Raw genomic sequence first — 26214 nt, 5'->3', positions numbered from 1 at the left:
ATTTAATTTAAAAGACTGGGCAGCGCTAAAGCAGGCAAAGCACAGTTTTTTCTTATGAAAGTTTATACTTTTTTGTAGGGTGAAAAAAAGATTGCGCCGTTAAGACGCAGTGTCTTTTGCGCAATCTTCTTGTTTATAACGCTACTTTTGCAACTGGTGATTTCCCAGTAACTTCGCCAGTTTTTTCTAGTGTCACCGATTCAATTTCAGCTGCATTTGTAAAAGCAACAATAATAGTTGTTTGTTTACCAGCTTTTTGAATCGCAGCTAAATCCATTTGGGCAATCTTATCACCAGCTGAAACTTTATCGCCTTCTTTAACATTTACAGTAAATGGCGCACCTTTTAAATCAACCGTATCAATTCCCATATGCACCAATACCTCTAATCCTTCATCAGTCAGCAGTCCTAAAGCATGTTTGGTTGGAAAAACACTGGTAACTATGCCTGCTACTGGTGCATAAACGGTGCCATTCACAGGTTCAACGCCAAAACCATCACCCATCATTTTTTGTGAAAAAACAGGATCATTTACTTCTGTAATTGCTAAAACCTTACCATCAGCTACATTGACGATAGTTTCGGTTACGCCTTTAAATTTCGTTGCTGCCTTGCTTGTGCTAATTTCAGCAATCACTTCTGTTTGTGGAATCTCCATACCAGAATCAATGGCATCTTGAATATCAGATTTTAAAATATCGGCTTTTGGACCATAAACAGCTTGTACGCCTTTATCTTTCACCAATAGTCCCATCGCACCTGCGTTTTTCCAATCTGGTTCTTTTCCAACCTTAGCTGGATCTTTAACAGAAACCCGCAAACGTGTCATACAAGCATCGACATCCATGATATTTTCTTTACCACCTAAAAGGTTAATCACTTTTACGATTTGAGAATTTGGGTCAAGAGAGCCATCTGCTGAAACAGCTGCACTGTCGCCCTCTCCTTTATTGTCATTTTCATAGTTTCCATTACGTCCTGGTGTGGCAAAATTGAATTTTTTAATTAAGAAATTGGCAATGAAGAACATGGCAACCCCAAAGACTAATGTTACCCAAATAAAGTTGAATAAGTCGCCGCCTAAACCAGCTTTTATCGCCATTGGTGTACGCGTTAACAATTCGATATTACCAAATGAATGAACGCGTAAATGTACGATATCTGCCATTGCAAAGGCTGCCCCTTGAACGACGGCGTAAACAACATACAAAGGCACTGCCGCAAACATAAACATAAATTCTAGCGGTTCTGTTACCCCAGTTAAAAAGACAGCTAGTGCTGCAGAAAGATACATTGATTTGTATGCATTGCGTTTGTCTTTGTCAACATTGCGGTACATTGCAAAAGCTAAGCCCATCAAAATACCAGAAGCTCCAATCATTTGCCCAACTTTAAAACGCGCTGGCGTAAAATGATTTAAAACATATTCATATTGTGACATATCGCCTTGGCCTTTTAAATTTACCAAGTCGGTTGCCCAGGCCAACCATAACGGATCTTGTCCAAACACCTGTTGACCTGCTTGTGCGCCTGACATAATTGTATATGCGCCACCTAATTCTGTGTAATTAATTGGAATCGTCAACATATGATGTAGTCCAAAAGGTAAGAGCAGCCGTTCCAATGTCCCATATAAAAACGGTGCCAAAATTGGGGCGGTCTCTTGTGATTGTGCGATCCACAAACCAAAATTATTAATTCCTGCTTGAATCACAGGCCAAACAATCGCTAAAACTAATGAAACTAAAATAGAGCGGAAAATAACGACAAAAGGTACAAATCGTTTACCGTTGAAAAAGGCTAAGGCATCTGGTAATTTACGGAAGTTATAATACTTATTGTAAGCTGTCGCTCCCACAAAACCTGCGATAATACCAACAAAAACTCCCATATTTAATGCTGGTGCTTCCAAAACACTAGTGAAAAAACCATTTACCATAATTTTTGTGCCAAACAACGTTTTGGTCAGTGCTTCTGGATCTGCTAACATCTCACTTGTAACGCCAAAAATCGCACCTGTGATGCGGTTAATCAAAATAAATGATAGACCAGCAGCAAAGGCACCGCCTGCTTTTTCTTTAGCCCAACTACCTCCAATAGCTAAAGCAAATAAAAGATGTAAATTACCGATAATGGCCCAGCCGATATTTTCAATGACACCGCCTGTGGTCACTAACGCGCCTAGATCTGGATTAATCATTGGTATCGTTTTTCCAATACTAATCATTAAACCCGCAGCTGGCATTACGGCGATTACAACCATTAATGCCTTTCCGAATTTTTGCCAAAACTCAAAACTAATCAATTTTTTCAGATTTTCTTTCACTTACCTTCCACTCCTTTAGTCATTTTCGCTTTATTACGAATAAATAATTGCCTCTTTTGATTGCAGCTTTTAGCGCAATCGGTTTCGTTACAAATTATTATAGCGGAGAGTTTTTTTTCTGTAAAGGTAAACTTGAATTTTTATTTTACTGAAACATTTTCACACTTTTTTTAATTGAAATAGGAAAATAAAATATTTCTTATGGTCAATACTTCATTTCCAGCTCCCAAATATTTTTATTGCAAATTTTTGCAATATATCTCTTGACTAACGCAATCGATTGCGTTTATTATTTACTTAACAAAAGGACACAGGGAGGATTATAAAATGAATCAGATTCAGCGGCTATTTGACATTGACCCATGGAAAATTGCGACGAAAACTTTAGATAAACAAAACAGACGCCTACAAGAATCACTAACAAGTACCGGAAACGGCTATATGGGGATGCGAGGAAATTTTGAGGAGCACTATTCTGGTGACCATCATCTAGGTACTTATTTAGCTGGTGTTTGGTATCCAGATAAAACGCGCGTTGGCTGGTGGAAAAATGGCTATCCAGACTACTTTGGTAAAGTAATCAATGCTGTTAATTTTTTTAGCCTTACGATTAAAGTCAACGATACAACAATTGATTTGGCAACGATTCCCTATGAAGATTTTTATTTAGAACTTGATATGCAAACTGGGATTTTAACCCGCCACTTTACAGTCAAGGTCGCCGACGCTACAATTCGTTTCAACTTTGAACGCTTCTTATCGATTGTAAAAAAAGAATTAGCTGTTCTAAAAGTTACGGCCGAAGTAATTACAGGTAGCGCAACGATTACCATTGACTCTGCTTTAGATAGCAATGTTCGTAACGAAGATAGTAATTACGATGAATTATTTTGGGAAGAAAAAGCAAGTGGTAAAGAAAACGATGCTACTTACTTGACCGTCCAAACGGTACCCAACAACTTTGGAATCGAACGTTTCAGTGTGACTGCGTTAATGAAACACGATCAAAAATCATTAGCGACAACACCAGCACCGTTAGCAATTTCAGATGCTTTTTATTACGAAGCAAAAGCTGGGGAAACAATTTCTTTTGAAAAACGAATTGTTGTTTTAACGAGTCGTGATATTCCAGAAGAAAATCAAGTCACAAAAGCAGTTGAATTGATGACTGCCTACGATCAATCGTTTGCTACATTAAAAGCAGAACAAGTTGAGGCTTGGAAAAAGCGTTGGGAATTAGCAGATGTTGCTATTAATGGTGATCCTGCAGCCCAACAAGGCATCCGTTTCAACTTATTCCAACTATTTTCAACTTATTATGGCGATGATGAGCGGTTAAATATTGGACCAAAAGGTTTTACCGGTGAAAAATATGGCGGTGCAACATATTGGGATACCGAAGCCTATGCTGTCCCACTTTACTTGGCCTTAGCAAAACCTGATGTCACCAAAAACCTTTTAAAATATCGGCATAACCAATTACCAGAAGCCCACATCAATGCCCAAAAACAAGGATTAGCTGGCGCTTTATATCCAATGGTAACTTTTACTGGGATTGAATGTCACAATGAATGGGAAATTACTTTTGAAGAGATTCATCGGAACGGTTCTATCGCTTATGCGATATACAACTATACGAACTACACTGGTGATGAAACTTATTTACAAAAAGAAGGATTAGAGGTTTTAACTGCTATTTCCCGTTTCTGGGCAGATCGTGTCCATTATTCAAAACGACAACAGAAATATATGATTCACGGTGTAACTGGTCCTAACGAATACGAAAATAATATTAACAACAACTGGTATACCAATATTTTAGCAGCTTGGTGCTTGAAGTACACCTTAACAAGCTACCATCGCTTAAAAGATCACACTACCGTTACCATCAGTAAAACAGAACAAGATAAATGGGAAGATATCATTGACAATATGTATTTACCCGCAGATGAAGAGCTTGGTATTTTTGTGCAACACGATACGTTTTTAGACAAAGATTTAATGCCTGTAACCGACTTAGACTCTGCTGAATTGCCTTTAAATCAACATTGGTCTTGGGATAAAATTTTGCGCTCTTGTTTTATCAAACAAGCAGATGTCTTACAGGGAATTTATTATTTTTCTGATCAATTTACTTTGGAAGAAAAACGTAAGAACTTCAACTTCTATGAACCTATGACTGTTCATGAATCATCTCTTTCTGCTAGCATTCACGCTATTTTAGCTGCTGAATTGGGCATGGAAGAAAAAGCGTTGGAAATGTATGAACGAACTGCCCGTTTAGATTTAGATAATTACAACAACGATACCGAAGACGGTTTGCACATTACTTCAATGACCGGTAGTTGGCTGGCAATCGTTCAAGGCTTTGCCCAAATGAAAACTGATCACGAAACATTGCGTTTTGCGCCGTTTTTACCAAGCAAATGGGAAAGCTATGCCTTTCACATCAATTACCGCGGAAGACTTTTAGCCGTGACTGTAACAAAAGAAGCCGTCACTTTGAAACTTGTTTTGGGAGAGGCCCTTGCAGTATCCTTGTATGATGAAAGTTATACCTTAGTAGACGAAATCACAGCAGCGATGAACAATTAAGTTGCCTTCACCAAGCTAACTTACAAATAAAATTTTATTTCTAGGTAAAATTTAGCTTGTTGTGACAGCACTTGTTTTTATCACGTTATCTAAAAAAAGCTGAGACAAAAGCCTACAAACGCTTGTCTCAGTTTTTTGTTTTTTACGCAAAATAAAAAATATCAATTCAGAATAAAGAATTTCGCTAGTTTTCTAACGTCAAAATTGCTATGATAGCAAAAGAATCCATTTCAAAATGAAACAGGGGGGAGACCCATGAGCATCACTGTAAAAGATGTCGCCAAAAAAGCCGGCGTAGCTACTTCGACGGTTTCCCGCGTCATCAATGACCATCCTAGCATCTCTGAAGAAACCAAGAAAAAAGTCCGCAAAGTTATGAAGGACTTAGGCTACGTTCCCAACGTTACGGCGCGCAATCTCGGTAAACAAATTGCCAGTGCGATAGGCATCATCTTGCCTCCTTTAGATTCAAAAGAACGTTTAGGCAACCCCTTTTATTTAGAAACTATCGAAGCGGTCAACGAAGAAGCCAGTACCTATCAAATGTCTGTGGCCGTTGCTTCTGCGCCAGATTTTGAGACTCTTTTGGAAAATGTTAAACGGATGCATCTACAAAAACAAGTTGACGGCTTTATCTTAACTTATTCGGATAATCATGATCCAGTTATTGCCTATTTATATGACAATAAAATACCTTTTACTTTAATTGGACAGCCTTATCAAAACGAAAGCGAAATTGTTTTTGTCGATAATGATAACCAATTACTTGGAAAACAAGCAACGGAATATTTAATTGCCCGCGGGCACAAAGATATCTTATTTGCTACGAATACGACCCGGGAAAATCTTTATTTTGAGCGCTATTTTGGCTATCAAAAAGCCTTGATGATGGCAAATTTGACGACTCAACCGGCAGTTAAATTTGAAACACCCGAAGATTATGTTGTCTTTGAAGATATATTAAAAGATACCCAGGCTACTGCATTAGTCGTTATTGATGATCTGTTTGCGATGCGTATTATGCAGCTGGCCCAAATTTATGGTAAAAAAATTCCCGACGATTTATCGTTAATTAGTTTTAATAATTCCATTTTCTCCACACTCGTCCATCCTTATATCACTAGCCTTGATATTGATGTCGCTCGCTTAGGAAAAATGGCAACACAAAAATTGATGGAGCAAATTAATCAACAGATCACAGACGGGATTAAAGTCATTGTTCCCCACCAGCTAATCCAACGAGAAACTGTTTTAGACTTAACAAAATTATCTTAATAAAAAACAGATCAATCTAAATACGCCTTAAATGTTCAACGCCAACATTTAAGGCGTATTATTGTCATTAATCAATCTTTGCTGATTTTTTAATAACTATTGCAGTAAATAGACCCCCAACAAGCAAAATAAAATACCCATTGCCTCTTTTAAGTTAAAGGGTTCTTTAAAAATAAAAATGCCAATTGGGATTAACGCTAACGTCAATAAACTCGTGACTAAAATCGCTGACATATTCACAGGCCAGCCTGAACGATACATCCACAAATAGCCCACCTCTACAAAAACAATCGCAATTCCCAATAAAACAGTTCCCCAATTTAAATATTTTACTTCTTGCAAAAGGCTAGTTTTATGACTTCCTGATAAAAAAGTTACTAGACATATTAGCCATGCAATTCCGTAAACAATCAAAAGTGAAAAGAACAGATTGCTCTTTTCATTCACACTCTTTGAAGCAAAATGATACAACAAATTAGCAAATACAGTTACGAATAACGGCGCATAAAACAATTGCAACACATCCCTTGCCTTTTTTTCTATTGTACCAAATCTCAAATGCTGCAGTAAAAATCAATAGGCAGAAAAACTAGACAGCTAGAACAGTTAAAGCACTATTTTTTCTTGTAAAAATTTATCCTTCCTTTACAAATAAAAAACCTGCGGCAAAAATCAAAGTGACTTTTACCACAGGTTTTACTTTTGAAATTATTCTTTTGCACCAGGCTCTGAAGCGATAATGCTGCAGTCACCTTCAACTGTCCAATCAGAAATACCGTTTGGCATAATACAACTTGTTCCCATTGGCATTTCATAAGATTTACCGTTAACTTTTAATTCACCGAAACCGTCAATCACAGTCATTAACGTATATGGTGCATGAGCGTCTAGATGCAATTCACCTTTAACTTGCCACTCGTAAACGTTAAAGAAATCCGTTTTCAAATAGGTGATAATACTTGAATTTCCTTTTTTTACTTCTGTTACATTTAATTCTGGTTTTAAAGCTGGTATGGTCGTTACATCAATAGATTGTTGGATGTGTAACTCCCTTGTATTTCCGCTATCGTCTTTACGATCATAGTCATACACACGGTAGGTAGTATCAGAACTTTGCTGAGTTTCTAAAATCATAATGCCTTTACCAATGGCATGAATTGTCCCACTTGGTACATAATAGAAATCGCCTTTTTGCACTGGCACACGAGTTAATAAGTCATCCCAGCGTTCAGCATGAATCATTTCAGCTAATTCTTCTCTGGTTTGTGCATGATGCCCATAAATAATTTCTGCACCCGGCGCGGCATCAATGATATACCAGCATTCGGTTTTACCTAATTCACCTTCGTGTTCCATCCCATATTTATCATCTGGGTGTACTTGGACAGATAATTCATCTTCTGCGTCTAAAATTTTAATCAGTAGTGGAAAAACAGGTTCAGTAGGATTACCAAACAACTCTTTGTGGTTTTGCCATAAATCGTCTAATTTTTGTCCAGCAAATTCGCCATTCTCAACGACACTTACACCATGGGGATGGGCACTAATCGCCCAATCTTCTCCAATTTTATCACTGGGTAAGTCAAAACCGAAAACTGTATGTAATCGATTGCCACCCCAAATTTTTTCTTGAAAAACAGGTTTCATAAATAATGGTTCCATTATCAATTTCCTCCTAGTTGTAATGTTTTGCCTCGTTTGGAAAATATTACTTTCTTTTTTATAACAACTTGTCTTGAAGTATTATACCACTTTTCACGATTTGTGAGCCTTTTCTTTTAAATATAACGTAAGGATCTCATCTCTTTTTTTCAAATAAAGCTGGCGATTATCTATAGGATGTACCCGGTTACTCAAAAAGATAAAACCGCTTTTATTTTCAGGGTCTAATAGCATAAAGGTCCCTGTATACCCAGTGTGAAATAACAACGGACGGCATTTATCATCTACAGTATATTTTAAATCCCAGCCCAAAGATCGTTTGTTAGTATGTGTTGGCGTTTGATCTGTCAAAAGCATTGCCACGGTTTCTTCACGTAGATAATCTTGGCCCCAATTTAAATACATTTGGGCAAAAATTTCTAAATCTGACAGGTTAGTAAATAGACCAGCATTTCCAGCTTCAGCTTGTAATACTCGCGCCTTAGGGTCGTGGGTTAAACCTTGCAAAACAGTGCCGTCAGGCAAGACTTCCGTTGGTGCAATTTTACTTCTTAACGCCTCAGATGGTAAAAATAAGCTATCATCCATCTTTAATGGTTCCAAAACTTCTGTACGAAAAATTTCAATAGTTGTCTTTTGATATATTTCTTCTAGCATAAAACCTAATAAAATTGTCCCCGCATCTGTATATTGGACAACTTTGCCTAAATTTTCGCCCGGTTGTAATTTTAAATAGGCCGCCTTTAATTCTTCTTTATTTAACTTATCTCGATTGGCAATCCATGTCTTAATATCAGAAGTATGGGTTAATAAGTGGCGTAAGGTAATTTGCGGATTTCTAAAAGCGGGTAGATACTTTTGTAATGGCTGATCTAACTGTATAATCCCCTGTTGGTTTAGACGCAAAACAACGCTCGTGGTACAAATTACTTTGGTTAAAGAAGCCACATCAAACAGCGTATCTTTTTGTAAAGGTACTTTATGGGGTACAATCATCTGAGCGCCTACTATCGTTTCATCCACTGCTTCTTTTTCAATAAAGGCAAAAGCCGCACCAGGAAAGATACCTGCAGCCAGTTGCTCTTTAATACATGCTTTTGTTTTTGCATACATCTTATTCACCTTTAATTCTTAGTTGGTTTTTTTGATTTTACCACGTAATTCAAGAAAAGAAAGACTGCACAAACTCGTTTTGCTTTTAAGTATTAAAAGGAATTTCAATAAATTTCTGTGCAAATTTCTCAAGATTTTATCTTTTTATCGTTCAAAAAAAAGAATCCGGACTAATCGTCCAGATTCAATCGTTTTGCTTTTTAATGCCGTTTTTTATCTTTACTAATGAACCACCATTCAATTCCGGTTGGATCATAAATTGTAATAATTTGTTTTTTCTGATCGATGAAAAACGCAACGTTTAAACTTGCTAAGTGATCTGCTAAAGCTAAGATATCTGTAGGTAAAACGCGAAACTGTAAGAAATCAAGCCCTAAAACATCATCTGTTGAAAGATCTAATGTTCCTCCTTGACCAGCTGTTAGTCCCACATGGAAGTTTCCGCCATTTAAAGCCAAAATACCACTCGTTTCATCTTGAACTTTTAGACCAATAACATTTTCTAAAAAATCTTGCTGCTCTTTTAAGCGACTTGTATTTAGATGAAGTTTATCAAAATGAACGTCATCTGATAAACGGGGAAATTCTCCTGTGGCTTTTTGCGCTAAATCAGCAAGATTAAACGCTGTTGGATTTTGATGTTCGCTTTTTGTGCCAAAATAAATTTCCAACTGATTGCCCTCAGGATCTTCAACTAAAATTCCCGTTGCATCGTTGTCTGCTAATGCATCTTTAATTGGATAGTCTGCTTTAATTAGACGTTGTGCCACATCGGCCAACTCCTTTTCAGAAGGAATCACCAAACACAACCGTTGTAATTTCTTAATTTCACCAGTGTGGTCTTGTGCATAAGGACTTTCTTCCAACCACAACAATTCGCTTTTACTTTTGGCGTTGCCAAAAATTGCTAATTCATTTTCTTCTCTTTTCAAATTAAAACCAATAATATCGCGATAAAATTCAATCATTAAGTTTCGATTTTTAACGCGTAATGCCACGGTCTCAAGCCCTGCCGCCGCTAGTGCAAATTCAGCCATTTTCTTTACTCCCCTTCCGACAAGATTATTGTACTTAGAAATCAGTCTTGTCGCAAATGATATCCCTTAGCTACTTTGTAGTAAAAACGTTATCTAAAGAGAATTCATCTCTAAACATTATATCAAATTGTATTTTATCACTTTTTTAAGAAAAATTGGCTCAATTACCTGACTAAATACCATTTTTTCAAAATAATCAAAAAAAATCATTTTTTCTAATCATTCTAAGTGATGGTCTGACAAAAAATATACCGCAACTTGGATTTAAACTTTTAAAAAGAAAAAACCTGCCCGCTTTTTTGCGGCAGATTTTTTTGAAGCTAGTATTTTAATTTGTCGCCAGTACCGGTACTTTTGCTAAAATAGTAGTCCCAGAATTTGTAATGGTGTTATTAATGCATACCGATTGCACGCCGGCTACTAGTGCCTTTTTAGCACTAGTGATTTTGGGGACCATTCCTCCAGTAACAATTTTTTGTGTCACAAATTGTTCCAATTGCTCAAAACAAACTTCATCTAACCACACATCATCTTTTTTAATTCCTGGTACATCGGTTAGTAAAAACAATTTTTTTGCCTGCAAACTTACTGCAACCTGACAAGCTACTTCATCGGCATTAATATTAAGCCACTGTCCTTGTGGCGTGATGCCTAATGGCGCAATAACAGGGATTTGATCCGTATGAAACAAGGTTTCCAATAATGCATTTGAAATTTGGGTTACTTCACCAACGTAACCCAATTTTTTGCGATTAATAAAATCGCCTTGAATCAATTGATTACAACCGGCATTTAACCCGACTGGTTGTAAACCAGCCTTTTGTAATGAAGTGGTAATCAACGGTTGGACTTGACCCAACAGCACCATCCGGGTAATTTCTAGTGTTTTTTTACTGGTAATACGCAAGCCCTCTTTGACCTCAACTTTTAAATTCATTAATGTCATCATTTTAGAAATATAGTGACCGCCACCATGAACAATGACAATCTTTTTATTTTCTGCCTGCCATTGTTTTAGTTGACTAAAAAAAGCTTTATCCAAATTGTCAGAGGCGATACCGCCCATCTTTACTACGATCACGTCATTATTTTCCATCTTTTCTCACTCCTTAAATTTTGAAATCTACCGAAAACTTGATTTTAAAATCATCAGGTGTGATACAATGCGTTAATTTTGACATAATCGTAGGTCAAATCGCATCCCCAGGCTTTTCCTTGACCATTGCCTTGTTGTAAAGTAACAAAAATTTTAATGACATCTTCAGCCAGTGCTGCTGTCATTTTTTGCATATCAAAAACCGTCGGCAGTCCATTGGCATAAACTATTTGATCCCCTAAAGTAATTGTAACCTCCTCAGGATTAACTGGACTTCCGCTATACCCAATAGCACATAAAATGCGGCCCCAATTAGGATCTTTACCAAAAATTGCTGTTTTAACTAATGGAGAACCAACTACTGATTTACTAATCATGCGAGCTATCAAATCATCGCAGGCTCCACTTGTAGTTACTTCAATTAACTTCGTTGCTCCTTCGCCATCTTTGGCAATCATTTTTGCCAAATCTTCCATCACTGTTTTTAAAAGTTCTTTTAGCTTTTGATAGGCTAACGTTTTGGTTTTAATTTCGTGGCCACCAGCAGCGCCGTTTGCCAGTAGTAATACCATATCATTTGTTGACGTATCGCCATCGACTGTAATCTGATTAAAAGTTACCTCCGTTAATTCTGAAAGTAATTGCTGTAGCGTCAAGCTCGAAATATTGGCATCACAAGTTATAAAGCCTAACATTGTGGCCATATTCGGATGAATCATTCCTGAGCCCTTGCCACAGGCAGCCATGGTAATGCAATGACCATCTATTTCAGTTTGATAAACCACATTTTTTGTAAAGGTATCTGTGGTTAAAATTGCTTTGGCGAAATTATCAGCTATTCCCTGTTTTTGTAGACTTTCAATACCTGCAGTTACTTTTTCCATTGGTAGGGGTTTTCCGATTATTCCCGTTGAGGCGACGGCGACCAAATCTGGTGCAATCTGTAATTTTTTTGCCGTTACCTCAGCCATTGCTTTCGTATTTTTTAATCCTTCATCGCCGGTACAAGCATTTGCATTGCCTGAATTTACTACAACAGCCTGCAATTTTCCAGCTAGTAAAATTTCTTTGGTATAAGTAACGCTAGCTGCTTTAACCTGATTCGTAGTAAAAACGCCAGCCGCTTGTGCTGGTGTCATCGAGTATAGCCAAGCAATATCATGATTTTTATATTTTAGGCCACAGTGATTCCCATCTGCTGCAAAACCTTTGGGTGTGGCGATTGTTCCATTAATTTTTTGCATATCTTTTTTCTCCTTTAAGGAAACATGGGCACATCCCTAAGCCCCGTGTCTTCGTCTAATTGCGCCCACAAATTGAAGTTTTGCAACGCTTGACCACTGGCTCCTTTGACTAAATTGTCAATGACACCCACCACGGTCAAAATACCGGTCTGTACATTCAAACCCAACCCGATATCACAAAAATTGGTGCCCACCACTTGGCGCAGCTGTGGTAGCTGGCCAAGTGGCTGCATTCGGACGAAAGCACGGTGGTTATAACTTGCAGTATAGGCAGCATAAATTTCATTTTCCGTCACACCTTTTTTTATTTGGGCATAAAGGGTCATCATAATCCCCCGTTTAACTGGGATGAGACTCGTCGTAAAGTGAATATTGGTTAAAGATTTATCAAATTGTTGGAGCACGCTAATAATCTCTGGAATATGCTGATGCTCATTTAATTTATACATCGTCATATTTTCGGCGCATGTAACAAAATGACTACTGTCAGACAACGTTTTACCAGCTCCTGTTAAGCCGGATTTCCCGTCAAAAATTAGCGGAGTAGCTTCAATAAGATTTGCTTTTACTAATGGCATCGCAGTTAAAATGGCCGCCGTTGCATAACAGCCAGGGTTGGAGATTAAATTTCCCGGTTTTTTATCCATTAACTCTGGTAAGCAGTACTGTGCTTTTTTTAATAGTTTGGCATCAGCTGGCGTTTTTTTATACCATTTTTGATAAGTAGCGCCATCTTTTAATCGCAAGTCCCCAGATAGATCAATCACTGGAAAATTGGCAGCTACAAAAGGCGCCGCTTCTTCTTTGGTTACGCCAGCCGGTGTTGCAAAAAAAACAATGTCATTTTCTGCCATCACCTGTTCTGGTGTGTACCCAATAATTGTCTTTTCTACTAAATCGTTTAGATGGGGATAAAGTTCGGCACTATTTTTTGTATGTTGCCCGTGGCTGTGTAAAGTCCCCAGCTCCAAAACGGGATGCTTGCAAATCAATCGTACTAATTCAAGCCCAGTATAGCCAGTTACCCCGATTATTGCAGCTTTCATCATTTTGTCACCTCACCTTCTAATTTATAAGCAATAAAACACAAGTTATTAAATTAATCTGATTATAAACATAAGCTTTTTTCACGTCAATGATTTTTTATTAATTTTTTTGATATTTTTTATATTTTTATACAAAACGTTGCAATTGTTTTCTTGTCCTAAAACATCGAATGCGCTGATTAATCATCTATTCTTGTAAACTAAGTTTTGAAAAAGCTTTCTCAAAAATATGCAACCCGTGGATGATTTCTGTGCTCGTAATAATCAGTGGTGGCAAAAGGCGTAAAATATTTTCCCCCGCCCGTAAAGTCAACATTCCTGCTGTCTCTAGCGCTAGCATAAGGTTTGTTACATTTGTTTCTTCCTGTAAAACAATGCCAATCATTAAACCTTTGCCACGAATCGACGTAATGAAAGGCGCATTGAGTTTTTTTAATCCTGTCACCAATTCTTCACTACGCATTTTTACATTCTCATAAATATTTTGATCATCTAATTCAGTTAATACCGTCTTTGCGGCTACCATCGCCATTTTATTGCCACCAAACGTCGATCCGTGACTACCCGGAAGAAAAGATGCACCTAGTTCCTTTTTTGCTAACATCGCTCCAACTGGAAATCCATTTCCTAAGCCTTTTGCTAAGGTTACAATATCTGGATAAATGGCATAGTCTTCAAAAGCAAATAAGCTACCACAGCGACCAATTCCGGTTTGAACTTCATCGACAATTAAAAGACAATCATTCTCACGACATAACTTGGCTACTGCTTGTAACCACTCTTTATCTGCCGGAAGTACACCGCCTTCTCCTTGAACTACTTCTAGCATTACTGCTGCGGTCTTTTTTGTTATCGCCTTTTGTAAAGGCGCCAGTTCGTTAAAGGGAAGATGTACAAAATCTGGTACTAACGGGTGAAAACCTGCCTGAATGCTTTTTTGACCGGTGGCAGACAGCGCACCATATGTTCGTCCGTGAAAAGACTGCCAAAAAGTTATAATCTGCGTTTTTCCCGTTTTTTTTCGGGCTAATTTAATTGCCGCTTCGTTGGCTTCTGCGCCACTATTACAAAAATAAGCTAAATAATCAAAGCGCTGGCACAATTTTTCCGCAACTTCTTCTTGCAAAGAATTTTGATAGAGATTAGGCGTATGCCACAACTTTTCTGCTTGCTTCTTTAATGCACTATTTAATTTTTTATTCCCATACCCCAAATTACAAACACCAATACCGCTAGTAAAATCCAAATATTCTTTCCCCGTATGGTCTGTTAAGTAGCAGCCATTTCCCGACATAATTTCATACGGTTTTCTTTGATAATTTGAAAAAAGATACGACATCCAACCACCAACTTTAAGTTTTATGTATTAATATACATAAATACGCAATTAATCACAAGGATTATTTTTATTTTTGCTTAAAAAACACAAAAAATATTCGCATTTTGTATAAAACAAACAAAAACAGCCTAAATTTGGTATTACGAGCTAGATTGTGAAGCCGGAGATGGATATACTTGCGACAAAGCTAAAAAGTCTAAATTTACCAAAAGTTTAGAAAATAACTTTTAATAAATTTAGACTTATGAATTAAACTATGCTTTTTATTTTAGTCAAATATCTTATTGGGGTTTAGTATAGCATTGGGATCTAGAGCGGTTTTAAGCTGTCGCATTAAGCCTAATTTTTCAGACGGGAGATTTTTCATAAAGTATTTTTTCTTTAACAAACCAATCCCGTGCTCAGCAGAAGGTAAGCCACCTATAGCAGCAATCTTTTCATAAAGCTGATTCAAAAAAGTTGCTAACTGCTCTTGCCAAAGTGTATCTGCCAAATTTTGTCGCATAATACATGCGTGTATATTCCCATCACCAGCATGGCCAAAAAACACACCGTCTAGCCCCAATGTCTCTGTCAATTTTTTCATATAGACAATCGTATCGGTAATCTGATTAATCGGTACTACAATGTCTAATGGTTCTTGTTGGCTACTTGCTTCTACCCCAGAAACAATTGCGCCTCGCAGTTGCCAAATCAGATTAGCTTCTTGAGTTGTAAAAATTTTAAAAGTCGTAATATCAGCTTCTTCTAGCAATTTTTTTAAGCTTTCAATTTGATTTAGACATTCTGCGTTGCTGCCATCTACTGTTAATAATAAAAAAGCTGTACCGGTCATAGTTGGCATCGGAATTTTCAAAAAATCAGCAGCGTATTTTAAGCCACTTTTTTCAAAAAATTCCAACGCAGCCGGAGTAATTGTTGAAGCTAAAATTTGATAAACAACTGGCGCCAAGTCTGTTAAATTATTAAATCCAATTAATAAACTACGGGAAGTTGCAGGCTTTACGCGCAACTTCAGCTGTAATTGGGTGATGACACCTAGTGTTCCTTCTGAACCGATAAATAAGTCTTTTAAATCATAACCTGAACTATCTTTATTATTTAAACCACCAACAAAGACAATACTGCCATCGGCTAATACCACTTCCATCCCCCGGATATTATCTCTTGTTACCCCATACTTAAGTGCGCGCATTCCACCAGCATTTGTGGCTGCCGTGCCACCAATTGTAGCCGCTTTAGAACCAGGATCTGGCGCGTAAAAATACGGTGTAGGTGCTAAATAATCTTGAATTGCCTGTAGCGTTACTCCCGCCTCGACGGTTAAAGTTAATGTTTGTTTATCTAGTTTTATAATTTGCTGCATCTCTTTTAAACACAGCAAAAATTCCTCTTGCTTGGCAAAAGTTGCACCCGTGAGTCCGGTATAGCCCCCGACCGTAATAATTTTTTGCTGTTTACTCGCTGCGTCTTTTATACAAGCTACAACTTCTGCTGTATTGGTTGGATAAAAGATTCCAGCTGCATTTCCTATTTCACCAGTCACCTTATTTTGTAAATATGCTGCTGGTACTTTTTTGTACACTTGCCTCACTCCCTAACTTTATCACTCCTTAAATCTTAACGGGTAAAATGTTGCGCCAATCGGTCGCCACCCCACTGAATAAGTTGCACCACTACCACTAATAGTAAAATAATCACCACTAAAACCAATGTTTCATAACGATAATACCCATATTGAATTGCCAAATCGCCAATTCCACCAGCACCAATTGTTCCCACCATCGCAGAGTATCCCAACAAGCTAATAACTGTTAATACAAGGCCGCGAATTAAGCCCGGTAAGCTCTCAGGAATAATCACACCTAAAATAATCTGTTTGGTTGTTGCACCCTGGGCAACACTGGCTTCTAAAATTCCCGGATCAACTTCTGCAAAGGCCCCTTCTGCCACTCGAGCAAAAAAAGGAATCGCTGCAACAGATAGCGAAATTGCGGCTCCTGTCGGCGTATAAGGGTCTCCTAAAATGGCAGACAAAAAAGGAATCAGGGTTACCAGTAAAATGAGAAACGGTAATGATCGAATTGCATTAACGATAAAACCTACTGTCTTGTGGAGGAGGATATTTTGATGAAATAAAACATTGCTAGCTAAAAACAACAGTAAACCAATTAATCCGCCAACTATAACGCCGATAATTGTCGCGACAGCCACCATATAAAAGGTGTCTGCCAAAGCTTTAGGCAAATGCTGTTGTAAAATTTCTACGGTTTCTGCCATTTGCTTTCCTCCTTAATTTCTTTTGTGGCAAATACTTTTTCTGCTAATTGCAAGACTGCCTTTTCCACATTTTCTTTTTCTCCGGTTAAATAGACCAGCAAAATACCAATTACATCATTTTGAATGTATTCAATTTTTCCATGGATAATTGAAATAGCTACATCAAATTGTTTGGCAACATCTGTAATTAAAGGAGCCAGCGTATTATCCCCTTGATACCTTAATTCAATTAAGCGTCCTTGGGCTAAATCCGGTAGCAGCTCTTGAGGTAAATGTAGGTTCAAATAACGCCCCACTAATTTTTGCGTAATAAGCGCCTTGGGATTTGCAAAGATATCGTAGGTGGAAGCCATCTCCACCACTTTTCCTGCTTCCATCACTGCCATGCGATGAAAGAGTTTTTTAGCCACTTCCAATTCGTGGGTAATAAAAACAATGGTAATTCCTAATTTCTGATTGATTTCAGCTAAAATTCGCAAAATTTCCTCTGTTGTCTCTACATCTAACGCACTCGTTGCCTCATCACATAATAAAATTTCTGGATTATTCGCTAGTGCTCGGGCGATACCAATTCGTTGCTTTTGACCACCAGACAATTGATTGGGGTAGCTATCCATTTTATCGCTTAAATCAACTAAAGCCAGCAATTCTTTTACCCGTATCGGCAAAAGAGCCTTATCACAATTACCTGCTTTTAGTGCAAAAGCAATATTTTCTGCCACGGTTTTATTATTAATCAAATTGAAATGTTGAAAGATCATCCCGATTTTTTGACGGAGCTTGCGTATTTGATCTGTCGGCAATTGCGTAATTTCTGTCCCATCAATTTTAATACTGCCTAAACTAGGTCTTTGTAAGAGGTTTAGCGTGCGGATTAACGTACTTTTCCCTGCACCACTAAGTCCTACGACCCCAAAAATCTCACCTTGCTTGATTGTTAAACTAACATCTTTGACAGCAGCAAAAGTCTTTTTTTTCTGGGTAAAATTGACTGTCACATGTTCTAAAACGATTTTATCCATCCCAAAACTGTCCTTTCTAAAAACCGATTTATTGCCAATCAGCCGGTTTATCAAAGTCTTTAAAATCTGATTTTGCAATGGCATCTTTAAAGTCTTGACTAACAAGGGCTGCTTGAATGGCCTTGGCTAACTTAGTATCTTTATCTGCGGTGCGTACCACAAATACATTTTTATATTCTTCTTTTAATTTTTCCAAAGCCAAGGCATCGGCCGGATCTAGTTTTGCTGCCCAGGCGAAGTTGCCAGGTACTAATGCTAAATCAACAGTATCAATTGACCGCGCCAATTGTGCTGCATCAAGTGTCTTAAATTTCAAATTTTTAGGATTCTTATCAATATCGTCTACTGTTGCTTTTGTTTCATCCACATCCCCTTTAATTGTGACTAAATTATTAGCTGAAAGTAATTGTAAGGTCCGGGCCAAGTTAGAAGCATCACTCGCAATCGCTACAGTGACACCTTCTTTGATTGCAGCTAAGTTTTTTAATTTTTTAGAATAAATCCCCATCCCTAACGTGGGAACAGTCCCAATCGCAGTTAGATCCAAATTATTATCAGCAGAAAATTTTTCTAAATAGGCGGTGTGTTGGAACAAATTTGCATCAATTTGTTTCGCATCTAATGCTTTATTGGGCTGAACATAATCATTAAATAATTTGGTAGTCAATTTAAAACCATCTTTTTCAACTAACGGTGAAATGACATCTGTCACCATATCCCCATAAGGTCCTGGTGCTACGCCAACGACAACCTCTTTTGTAGCACTATCAGAAGATTTTTGTGCCGCTTTTTTATTTTCACCACCGCAAGCTGCCAGCGTTATTACTGCCCCGAGTGTCACAATCCCTGTTACTATTTTTTTCAATTTCATCTTTTTTCCTCCTTTTTTAATTTTCTGCTTTTACTTTGAAAGCTTATAAATAAAAAAGCTCTCGTCCTTATTTTGCCTAAACAAAATAAGGACGAGAGCGTAAGCTTTTCGTGTTACCACCTTTATTCATCGAATAATTCGTCCGACCTCATCATAGTACGTATTCATACTACTGTGCTATAACGGGCACTCCCGTCAACTGCTTGTTCAAAACTCACAGTTTCCTGCTCAAAGACCATTTTCCATATGCCCTTGTTTACTTCTTTTCACCCACCGAAGCTCTCTTTAAAACGCATCATCTGTACTTATCTTATCGTCGCATTTGTGTTATTGCTAGCAATGATAAAGGATTATATGGTTCTCGTCAACCTAAAAATTATAATTTTCTGATATTTCTGTCAATAAAAAAACTGATTACGTCATTTTTATATTGGAATAATGTGATTAAAATACTGTTTTTCTAAAAATAAAATAGACTTGGCAAGCGCCAAAAATATTTTGCCGTCTGCCAAGTCTATGTCACTTATTCGTCTGTTGCCAGTTGTGCTTCATAAGCAGCAACTTTTTCTGGATGATGCTTTTGCAAAAAACGCTTTTTAAAAATTAGAAACTCTTCTAAGTCCATCAAAATATGGTACAGGCGCGCTTTGCGTAAAAATTCTTCTTTGGTTTGCGGCAAACTGGCATCTTCAATCTTTTGCACCAATTGGTCCATCATGTGCAGTTGATGAATTGGTTGATTCATCTCCCCAAAATGGGCCGCAATTTCATTTAAAAAAGCAACAATAACGGCAGAATCGCTCTTAATACGGCGTAATTTTTTTATTTCATAATGCAAATTATGCAAGACATTGCACTGCTGTGTCCGCATTTCAAAATAATCTAAATAAAAATCATCGGTTAGCGGTAAGCGATTTTGCTGGTAGGCAAAAGCTACTTGAGTATAGTTGTGCAACTCTTTTTCCAAGCCGATAATATCATCCCACACGTGATTGTTAACCTCGCTGTCGGCCAAATAGGCAGCTAGTTTTTCAAAAACGATTTTAAACTTCTTTTCGCTGATTGTCCGGCAGTAATTCAAATATTTTTTTTGGCTTTCATAATGCTGAAAGTGATTTACGACAATCGCAATAAAAAGACCAATCACCAAAAGCCAAAATTCATTGATTATCGCTGCTAACGTAAGAGCTTTTCCTGCTAGTAAATGGGTAAGCACAACAGCATTGACCGATAATGTGGGCAATAGATTACGCGCACTTAAACCAAATGTCAAAAGTACGAGAATGACACCATAACTTATCCATTCTAACTGGTGAATGGGTTGGATAAAAAAAGCTAACAAAACCGTTACCAAAAAAGTGCCTATTCGTTGTAAACACAGACGCCACGTTTGCACTTTAGTAGTTGAAATCGTCAATAGCGTGATAATCCCCGCTGAAGCGGCGAAGTTCAATCCTAATAATTCTGCCAGTAAAATGGCCAGGGCACTGCCGATCCCAATTTTTAAAGCATAGCCTAAATGTTGTTGCCACGTATTTTTCGTTAATAAATTCATCAATCGTCTCCTTTATTTTACAATTTTATTTTATTATACTGGAAAAACAACTGTAATTGGGGGTCTACTTTGTTCTTTAAAAGTTCTTTATTTAAAAATGATTCCTTATCTTAACTTTTCAGTAAGCACCACTTTTTTATATCTACATCACGCATTTTGCTTTTTATATTTTCTTTGATAACTTTAAGTTTTTGTATATACAACTATACCAATAAATTATTTTATGTATTAATTACTTATTTAAAAGCAATTTATCACCTATACATAAAAAGAATCATTTGCTATATTATTACAATAGCGGAGGTGATAATTTGGAAAAGAAGTATTACCAATTACTTAAAGAAAAATTTCCAAAAAAAGAACAAGTCTTAACCGAACTGATAAATTTAGAGGCTATTGTGCAATTGCCCAAGGGAACTGAACACTTTGTTAGCGATCTTCACGGAGAATTTGATGCTTTTGATCATGTTTTGCGTAATGGTTCAGGTAGTGTCAAAGAAAAAGTTAAAGAGTGTTTCCAAGCTATGCCCAAAGTCCCGATTACCGATTTATGCACCCTTATTTATTACCCAGAAGAAAAATTGGCGTTACAAAAAGCTTCTTTAAAGCCACAAGCATTAATCGCCTATTATAAAGAAAATATTCCTTATCTTCTGCAAGTTACCAATTATGCTGGACGCAAATATACCCGCTCAAAGGTTCGAAAAGCACTCCCACCGCAATTTGCCTATATTATTGAAGAATTACTAACTGAAGTAGATACAAAAAAAGACAAAATCGATTATTTTACTACGATTGTGAATCGTATTATTGAATTAAACCAAGCACCAGCCTTGATTACTGCCTTATGTAAGACGATACAACGCCTTGTAGTTGATCATCTTCATGTAGTAGGCGATATTTATGATCGGGGACCTAAACCTGATCAAATAATGGAACGCTTAAGCAATTTGCCTTCTGTCGATATTCAATGGGGTAATCACGATATCGTCTGGTTAGCAGCTGTTGCGGGTTCTCCAGTAGCCGCGATGAATTTATTACGGATTTCTTCTCGCTACGGAAACTTAGATATTTTAGAAGAGCGTTACGGTATCAATTTACGCCCTTTAGCGACCTATGCTCAAAAATACTACGAACCAACGCCGGCTTTTAATTTAAAAGCCGAAGACATGCACACATTTTCTGAAGCTGAACAAATTTTATTCAATCAAATTCAGCAAGCAACTGCTATTTTGCAATTTAAATTGGAGGGCCAATTAATCTTGCGCCGTCCGGAATTCTTATTAGACAAACGCAATGTGCTAACGTTTATCGATTATTCCAGTCAAACCATCACGCTTGATGACGTCGTGTATCCACTGGTTGATTTCAATGGCCCTACTGTGGATGAAAAACAACCACTAACCTTAACAAAAGAAGAAGAAACCTTAATTGCCCGTCTCCTTTCTTCCATTCAAGAATCTGAAAAACTAAAACGCCATATGGATTTTATGTTGGCTTCAGGATCTATGTATTTGTGTTATAACGATAATTTACTATTCCACGGGTGTATTCCGTTGCATGAAAATGGCGATTTAAAATCGCTACGAATTAATGGCCACAATTACGCCGGCAAAGCATTACTCGATTTTTACGAAGAACAAGTCCGTAAAAGCTATTTAGACCCTAGTTGCCATGATGATTTTGCCACAGATATGCTGTGGTATTTATGGACCGGGGAAAGTTCTTCACTTTTTGGTAAAGAAGCCATGACAACTTTTGAACGCTACTACATTGCTGACAAAAAAACGCATATTGAAAAGAAAAATCCTTACTATCGCTTACGTAATGATGAAACAATTTGCCAAGAACTGTTAGCCGAATTCGACTTGCCTCATCATGGCCATATTATTAACGGGCATACACCTGTTAAAGAAAAAAAAGGAGAAGATCCAATCAAGGCCAATAGTAAATTGATTGTTATCGATGGCGGTTACGCCAAAAGTTATCAAAAAACGACCGGTATTGCTGGTTATACGTTATTATCCAATAGCTATGGTATGCAACTAGCCGCTCATCAACCCTTCACCTCGGTTGCAGATGCTGTGAAAAACGGGACCGATATTATTTCGGTTAAACGCCTAGTGGATGAAGTTATCCACCGTACGAAAGTAAAAACGACCAATACTGGCGTTAAAATCTGTCACGAAATGGCGGATTTAAGTTATCTCTATCAAAATTTCGACAAAATTTAAGCAAAAAACGCCAAAACAAAACAATTGTTATTGCTAAAACAGGAATTTTATTTCCTGTTTTTTTTGTTTTAGCGATTCTTTTATTCATATATAACCTTAATAAAACAGTATGAAAATCGTTTACATTCATTTTCTTTTCATTATTTTATCAGTTTGAGCGAAAAATGTTGAATTTTATGGCGAAATATCCTAAGATACAAACATCTTACAAAAAGAAAGAAGGATGAAAGATGACTTCAATTTCCGTACAAGATTTTAACTTGCTACGACAAAACGAAGCGCTGAACATCTTAGATATTCGCGATTTACAAGACTTTGAAATGAGCCATTTGCAAAACGCTGTTTCAGTACCAGCGACTAGTCTTCTTAATGAATTAAATAATTTAGATAAAAATGCGACTTACTATGTGATTAGCTATTCCGGACGTCGCTCAGAAATCATCGCGAGTTTCTTAGAAAATCATGGCTTTCACGCCATTCATGTTATTGGCGGTATGCGTGATCTAAAAGAATTAGCAGCTTAAAAAAAGCGCTGTGACAAGTTATTTGTCATAGCGCCTTTTTTTATTGCTCTTCTTCTACGTCTTCTTCGTGATAATATTGGGAGACATCTTTATACCACTCAAAAAGGTGTGTTATTAAAACTTTGGCCGCCGCGTAAACAGGAATCCCCAGAATAACCCCCACGACCCCAAATAATTTACCAGAAGTTAATAATACCAGCAAAATAGTAACCGGATGGACCGAAAGCTCATTGCCTAATACTAATGGCGAGATCAAACGCCCTTCAATAGTTTGTTCGATAACAAAAACTACCAAAACTTTTACCAGCATAATCGGACCCGCAACAATTCCTAAAAACACTGCCGGGACCATTGCTAAAAACGAACCCAAATAAGGAATCAGATTTAAAAAGCCAGCTGCGACACCTAATGTGACCGAATAATCCAAACCAATAATAGAAAAGCCAATAATAAACATAATCGAAACCGCAAAGGCCACTGTTAATTGGCCTCTGATATAAGATGAAACCTGGTCATTCATTTCTCTTAATACTTTTAACGTCGGTTTGCGAACTTTATTTGGCAAGAATTTAACAAAATAAGGTGCTAAATTACGGCCATCTTTTAAAAGATAAAATAAAATAAATGGCATCGTAAAAATCGCTACCAAAGTTGATGCCACTGCCCCGACTATTTTGCCAATGCTAGAAATAGTTGAGCTAGAAATATTACGAATGAAATCTGTCAGCCAGGTTGTGATTTTGTCACCATAACTATCAAACTGATCTTTAAAGGTACCAAACATTGGGTCGTTTAAAATTTCATTGGCCTTTTGGTCGATAACATCCAAATAATTGGGAAAATTATCAATAAAACTGGCAGTTTGTTCGCGAATTTTTGGCACGATAACCACCACACCCCAAGTGATTAAACCAATTACTAATAAAAACAATAAGATGATACTATAAATTCGTTTTAGCCCCTTTTTTTCCAAGTAATCCACCGCGGGGTTCATCAAATAATAAAAGACCCCAGCTAAAACAATGGGTAAGCCCACGACACCGACAAATTGGGCCACTGGCTCAAATAAATACGAAACCTTCGTAAAAGCATTTAAAATCAATAAAATTAATAAAATAATTAACAACGCTGTCACAAACTGATTATTCAAAAACCATTTCCAAAACCACGACAGCCGTTTCTTCTCTTTTTCCATCAGTAACCTCCTTAATTAGTTGTCATTAGTGTTTTTTTTAATGGCGATACGTTCCTAAGCACATTACACCAAATTTTGATTTTATGCGATTTTAGGTTATTTTCCATTTTTTGTTAAAAAAAATTTACCTCTAACATTTAAGGATACGTAATCATCATGCCTACTTCTAAATGGGGAACTTCAAAAGGTGTTAAGTATATCCCATTTACGATGCTGTCAGCTGCTGGTATTTGATCAAATACAAAAGATGCATGTTGAATTTCATGCAGGCCTTTTAATGCCGTATTCCCTAGATGGGTGACTGTATATTTGGCGCTGCCAAAACTGATTTCATCTCCAACTTTTAGCGTAATTTCAGAAGCTGCTGGCACATCTTGAATAATAGCATAAGGTTTTAGCCCAGCTGTGGCGCTTTCATCAAAAAAGATTAAAAGTTTCTCTTTTGGATCAATTGCCTGTTCGCCAATTGCCGTAATTTTTCCTTCTATCATTTGTAGTTGCCTCCTAATTTTAAATTGGTTCTTCTTTCAAATTTTCCAACAGTTTATCGAAGTTATAGCCTGGCTTTAAGTCCTATGAAAGAGACGCCATGCAAATAATCCAACTGTTTTAACAGCCTTCATTATAACATAACTAAACTTTTCTCTGACTTCTAAAGCGGATTCTTTGTGGTAGAATAGAAAAGAGTACGACTTATTGAATGAAAAATTTTTTCTTAGAAAAAGTTTGCAAATAATTATTTAGGAGGAAAAACATGTTACATCACTTATTACTAGGTACTTATACCAGACGTGTCAGCCAAGGAATTTATCGCATTACTTTAGATACTGCAAATGAGCAATTGGTAGACTTGGAATTGGCGACCAAAGAAAATAGTCCAACTTATTTGGCTCAAAGTAAGGCAAAAAATTTATACACTGTAACAGCCGTTGATGGCAAAGGTGGTTGTGGTGCATACGATAAAGATTTCAACTTTTTAAATGCCGTGACAAAAGAAGGCGCACCATTATGCTATGTGGCAGTGGATGAAGAGCGTCAGTTAGTTTATGGTGCAAATTACCATTTGGGTGAAATCAGCGTCTATGGCGTAGAACAAGATGGCAGCTTAAAACCAGGTGTCATTATTAAGCACGATGAACCAACGGGTAGTAATGAAAACCAAGATAATCCTCATGTTCATTATACAGATTTAACCCCTGACAAACGCCTTGTTGTTTGCGACCTTGGTACCGATCGCGTTTACACTTATAATGTCAGTGAAACAGGTGAATTAGATGAAGTGGCGATTTACCAAACCGAAGATGGCGCAGGACCACGTCATTTAGTTTTTCATCCAACAAAAAATATCGCGTATTTATTAGGTGAGTTAAATAGTACCATGACTGTTTTAAGCTATAATCCACAAGATGGTAGCTTTACAGAAATTATGCAAGACTCCTTAATACCAAAAGATTTCACTGGTGCTAACGGTGGTGCTGCAATTCGCATTAGTCAAGATGGTCGCTTCTTATACGCATCCAATCGTGGGCATAATTCAATTGCTGTTTTTGCAATTTCAGAAGATGGTTTGACCATTGAAAAAGTTCAAACGATTAGTACTGAAGGTGAATTTCCACGGGACTTTGCACTTGACCCAAGCGATAAATATGTCGTTTGTGCCAACCAAAACAGTGACAATTTGACACTTTATACGCGCAATCAAGAAGATGGTCACTTAACATTAATTCAAAAAGACGTTTATGCCCCTGAATGTGTCTGTATTTTATTTGAAGACTAACAGTCGAGAAAATTGGAGGAATC

At 37.2% G+C, this 26214-nt stretch carries 21 protein-coding genes and 1 other annotated feature; of the genes, 5 read left to right on the top strand and 16 right to left on the bottom strand.

Going from position 1 to position 26214, the window contains the following annotated elements:
* Positions 1–133: 133 nt before the first annotated feature.
* Positions 134–2314, bottom strand: a complete 2181-nt coding sequence (locus JZO76_RS00950) for a PTS transporter subunit IIBC (RefSeq protein ID WP_206902410.1) — start codon at positions 2312–2314, stop codon at positions 134–136.
* Between the two features lie 339 nt (positions 2315–2653).
* Between JZO76_RS00950 and JZO76_RS00945 the strand changes: the two genes are divergently transcribed.
* Positions 2654–4921, top strand: coding sequence for a glycoside hydrolase family 65 protein (locus JZO76_RS00945; RefSeq protein WP_206902300.1), 2268 nt, complete (start codon positions 2654–2656; stop codon positions 4919–4921).
* A gap of 255 nt (positions 4922–5176) precedes the next feature.
* The gene (locus JZO76_RS00940) at positions 5177–6196 is read left to right on the top strand and encodes a LacI family DNA-binding transcriptional regulator (protein ID WP_206902299.1); all 1020 of its coding nucleotides are present in this window, start codon (positions 5177–5179) and stop codon (positions 6194–6196) included.
* A gap of 96 nt (positions 6197–6292) precedes the next feature.
* Here the strand turns inward: JZO76_RS00940 and JZO76_RS00935 are convergent, their stop codons facing one another.
* The 13 genes from JZO76_RS00935 to JZO76_RS00870 form a co-directional block, all read right to left on the bottom strand.
* Complete coding sequence (locus tag JZO76_RS00935; RefSeq protein WP_206902422.1) at positions 6293–6538, bottom strand: hypothetical protein; 246 nt, start codon at positions 6536–6538, stop codon at positions 6293–6295.
* Between the two features lie 366 nt (positions 6539–6904).
* Positions 6905–7861 carry a mannose-6-phosphate isomerase, class I gene (gene manA / locus JZO76_RS00925; RefSeq protein ID WP_206902409.1) on the bottom strand — a complete coding sequence of 319 codons (957 nt, stop codon included), beginning with the start codon at positions 7859–7861 and terminating at the stop codon, positions 6905–6907.
* 90 nt (positions 7862–7951) lie between these two features.
* Complete coding sequence (locus tag JZO76_RS00920; RefSeq protein WP_206902298.1) at positions 7952–8971, bottom strand: serine hydrolase domain-containing protein; 1020 nt, start codon at positions 8969–8971, stop codon at positions 7952–7954.
* Between the two features lie 200 nt (positions 8972–9171).
* Entirely contained in the window at positions 9172–10008 is an 837-nt protein-coding gene (locus tag JZO76_RS00915) for a VOC family protein (protein WP_206902297.1), read from the bottom strand.
* Positions 10009–10336: 328 nt separating this feature from the next.
* Positions 10337–11104, bottom strand: a complete 768-nt coding sequence (argB, locus tag JZO76_RS00910; RefSeq protein ID WP_206902296.1) for an acetylglutamate kinase — start codon at positions 11102–11104, stop codon at positions 10337–10339.
* Between the two features lie 53 nt (positions 11105–11157).
* Positions 11158–12348 carry a bifunctional glutamate N-acetyltransferase/amino-acid acetyltransferase ArgJ gene (argJ, locus tag JZO76_RS00905; RefSeq protein WP_206902295.1) on the bottom strand — a complete coding sequence of 397 codons (1191 nt, stop codon included), beginning with the start codon at positions 12346–12348 and terminating at the stop codon, positions 11158–11160.
* A gap of 14 nt (positions 12349–12362) precedes the next feature.
* Positions 12363–13394, bottom strand: coding sequence for an N-acetyl-gamma-glutamyl-phosphate reductase (gene argC / locus JZO76_RS00900; RefSeq protein ID WP_206902294.1), 1032 nt, complete (start codon positions 13392–13394; stop codon positions 12363–12365).
* Positions 13395–13581: 187 nt separating this feature from the next.
* The gene (locus JZO76_RS00895; protein ID WP_206902293.1) at positions 13582–14733 is read right to left on the bottom strand and encodes an acetylornithine transaminase; all 1152 of its coding nucleotides are present in this window, start codon (positions 14731–14733) and stop codon (positions 13582–13584) included.
* Positions 14734–15001: 268 nt separating this feature from the next.
* Entirely contained in the window at positions 15002–16318 is a 1317-nt protein-coding gene (locus tag JZO76_RS00890) for an FAD-linked oxidase C-terminal domain-containing protein (RefSeq protein WP_206902292.1), read from the bottom strand.
* Positions 16319–16353: 35 nt separating this feature from the next.
* Positions 16354–17013 carry a methionine ABC transporter permease gene (locus JZO76_RS00885; protein ID WP_206902291.1) on the bottom strand — a complete coding sequence of 220 codons (660 nt, stop codon included), beginning with the start codon at positions 17011–17013 and terminating at the stop codon, positions 16354–16356.
* The gene (locus JZO76_RS00880; RefSeq protein WP_206902290.1) at positions 16998–18035 is read right to left on the bottom strand and encodes a methionine ABC transporter ATP-binding protein; all 1038 of its coding nucleotides are present in this window, start codon (positions 18033–18035) and stop codon (positions 16998–17000) included. The genes JZO76_RS00885 and JZO76_RS00880 overlap by 16 nt, the downstream gene beginning before the upstream one ends.
* Before the next feature lie 28 nt (positions 18036–18063).
* On the bottom strand, positions 18064–18906 hold the full coding sequence (locus JZO76_RS00875) for a MetQ/NlpA family ABC transporter substrate-binding protein (protein WP_206902289.1): 843 nt from the start codon (positions 18904–18906) through the stop codon (positions 18064–18066).
* Between the two features lie 84 nt (positions 18907–18990).
* Positions 18991–19232 (bottom strand) — a binding site (T-box leader).
* Positions 19233–19429: 197 nt separating this feature from the next.
* Positions 19430–20461 (bottom strand): aromatic acid exporter family protein, encoded by a 1032-nt coding sequence (locus JZO76_RS00870; protein ID WP_206902288.1) that lies wholly within the window; start codon positions 20459–20461, stop codon positions 19430–19432.
* A gap of 311 nt (positions 20462–20772) precedes the next feature.
* Here JZO76_RS00870 and JZO76_RS00865 point away from each other — a divergent pair, with 311 nt between their 5' ends.
* On the top strand, positions 20773–22695 hold the full coding sequence (locus tag JZO76_RS00865; protein WP_206902287.1) for a fructose-1,6-bisphosphatase: 1923 nt from the start codon (positions 20773–20775) through the stop codon (positions 22693–22695).
* A 230-nt stretch (positions 22696–22925) separates the two neighbouring features.
* On the top strand, positions 22926–23219 hold the full coding sequence (locus tag JZO76_RS00860; RefSeq protein WP_206902286.1) for a rhodanese-like domain-containing protein: 294 nt from the start codon (positions 22926–22928) through the stop codon (positions 23217–23219).
* 40 nt (positions 23220–23259) lie between these two features.
* Here the strand turns inward: JZO76_RS00860 and JZO76_RS00855 are convergent, their stop codons facing one another.
* Entirely contained in the window at positions 23260–24417 is a 1158-nt protein-coding gene (locus tag JZO76_RS00855) for an AI-2E family transporter (RefSeq protein ID WP_277988631.1), read from the bottom strand.
* A gap of 134 nt (positions 24418–24551) precedes the next feature.
* Positions 24552–24905, bottom strand: a complete 354-nt coding sequence (locus JZO76_RS00850) for a PTS glucitol/sorbitol transporter subunit IIA (protein WP_206902284.1) — start codon at positions 24903–24905, stop codon at positions 24552–24554.
* A 263-nt stretch (positions 24906–25168) separates the two neighbouring features.
* Here JZO76_RS00850 and JZO76_RS00845 point away from each other — a divergent pair, with 263 nt between their 5' ends.
* On the top strand, positions 25169–26191 hold the full coding sequence (locus tag JZO76_RS00845) for a lactonase family protein (RefSeq protein WP_206902283.1): 1023 nt from the start codon (positions 25169–25171) through the stop codon (positions 26189–26191).
* Positions 26192–26214: the final 23 nt, after the last annotated feature.

This window comes from Candidatus Enterococcus myersii, from assembly GCF_017316025.1.
Lineage (GTDB): Bacteria > Bacillota > Bacilli > Lactobacillales > Enterococcaceae > Enterococcus_C > Enterococcus_C montenegrensis.
Note: the sequence above shows the minus strand (reverse complement) of the source record. Positions and strands in the feature narration are given on the sequence as shown.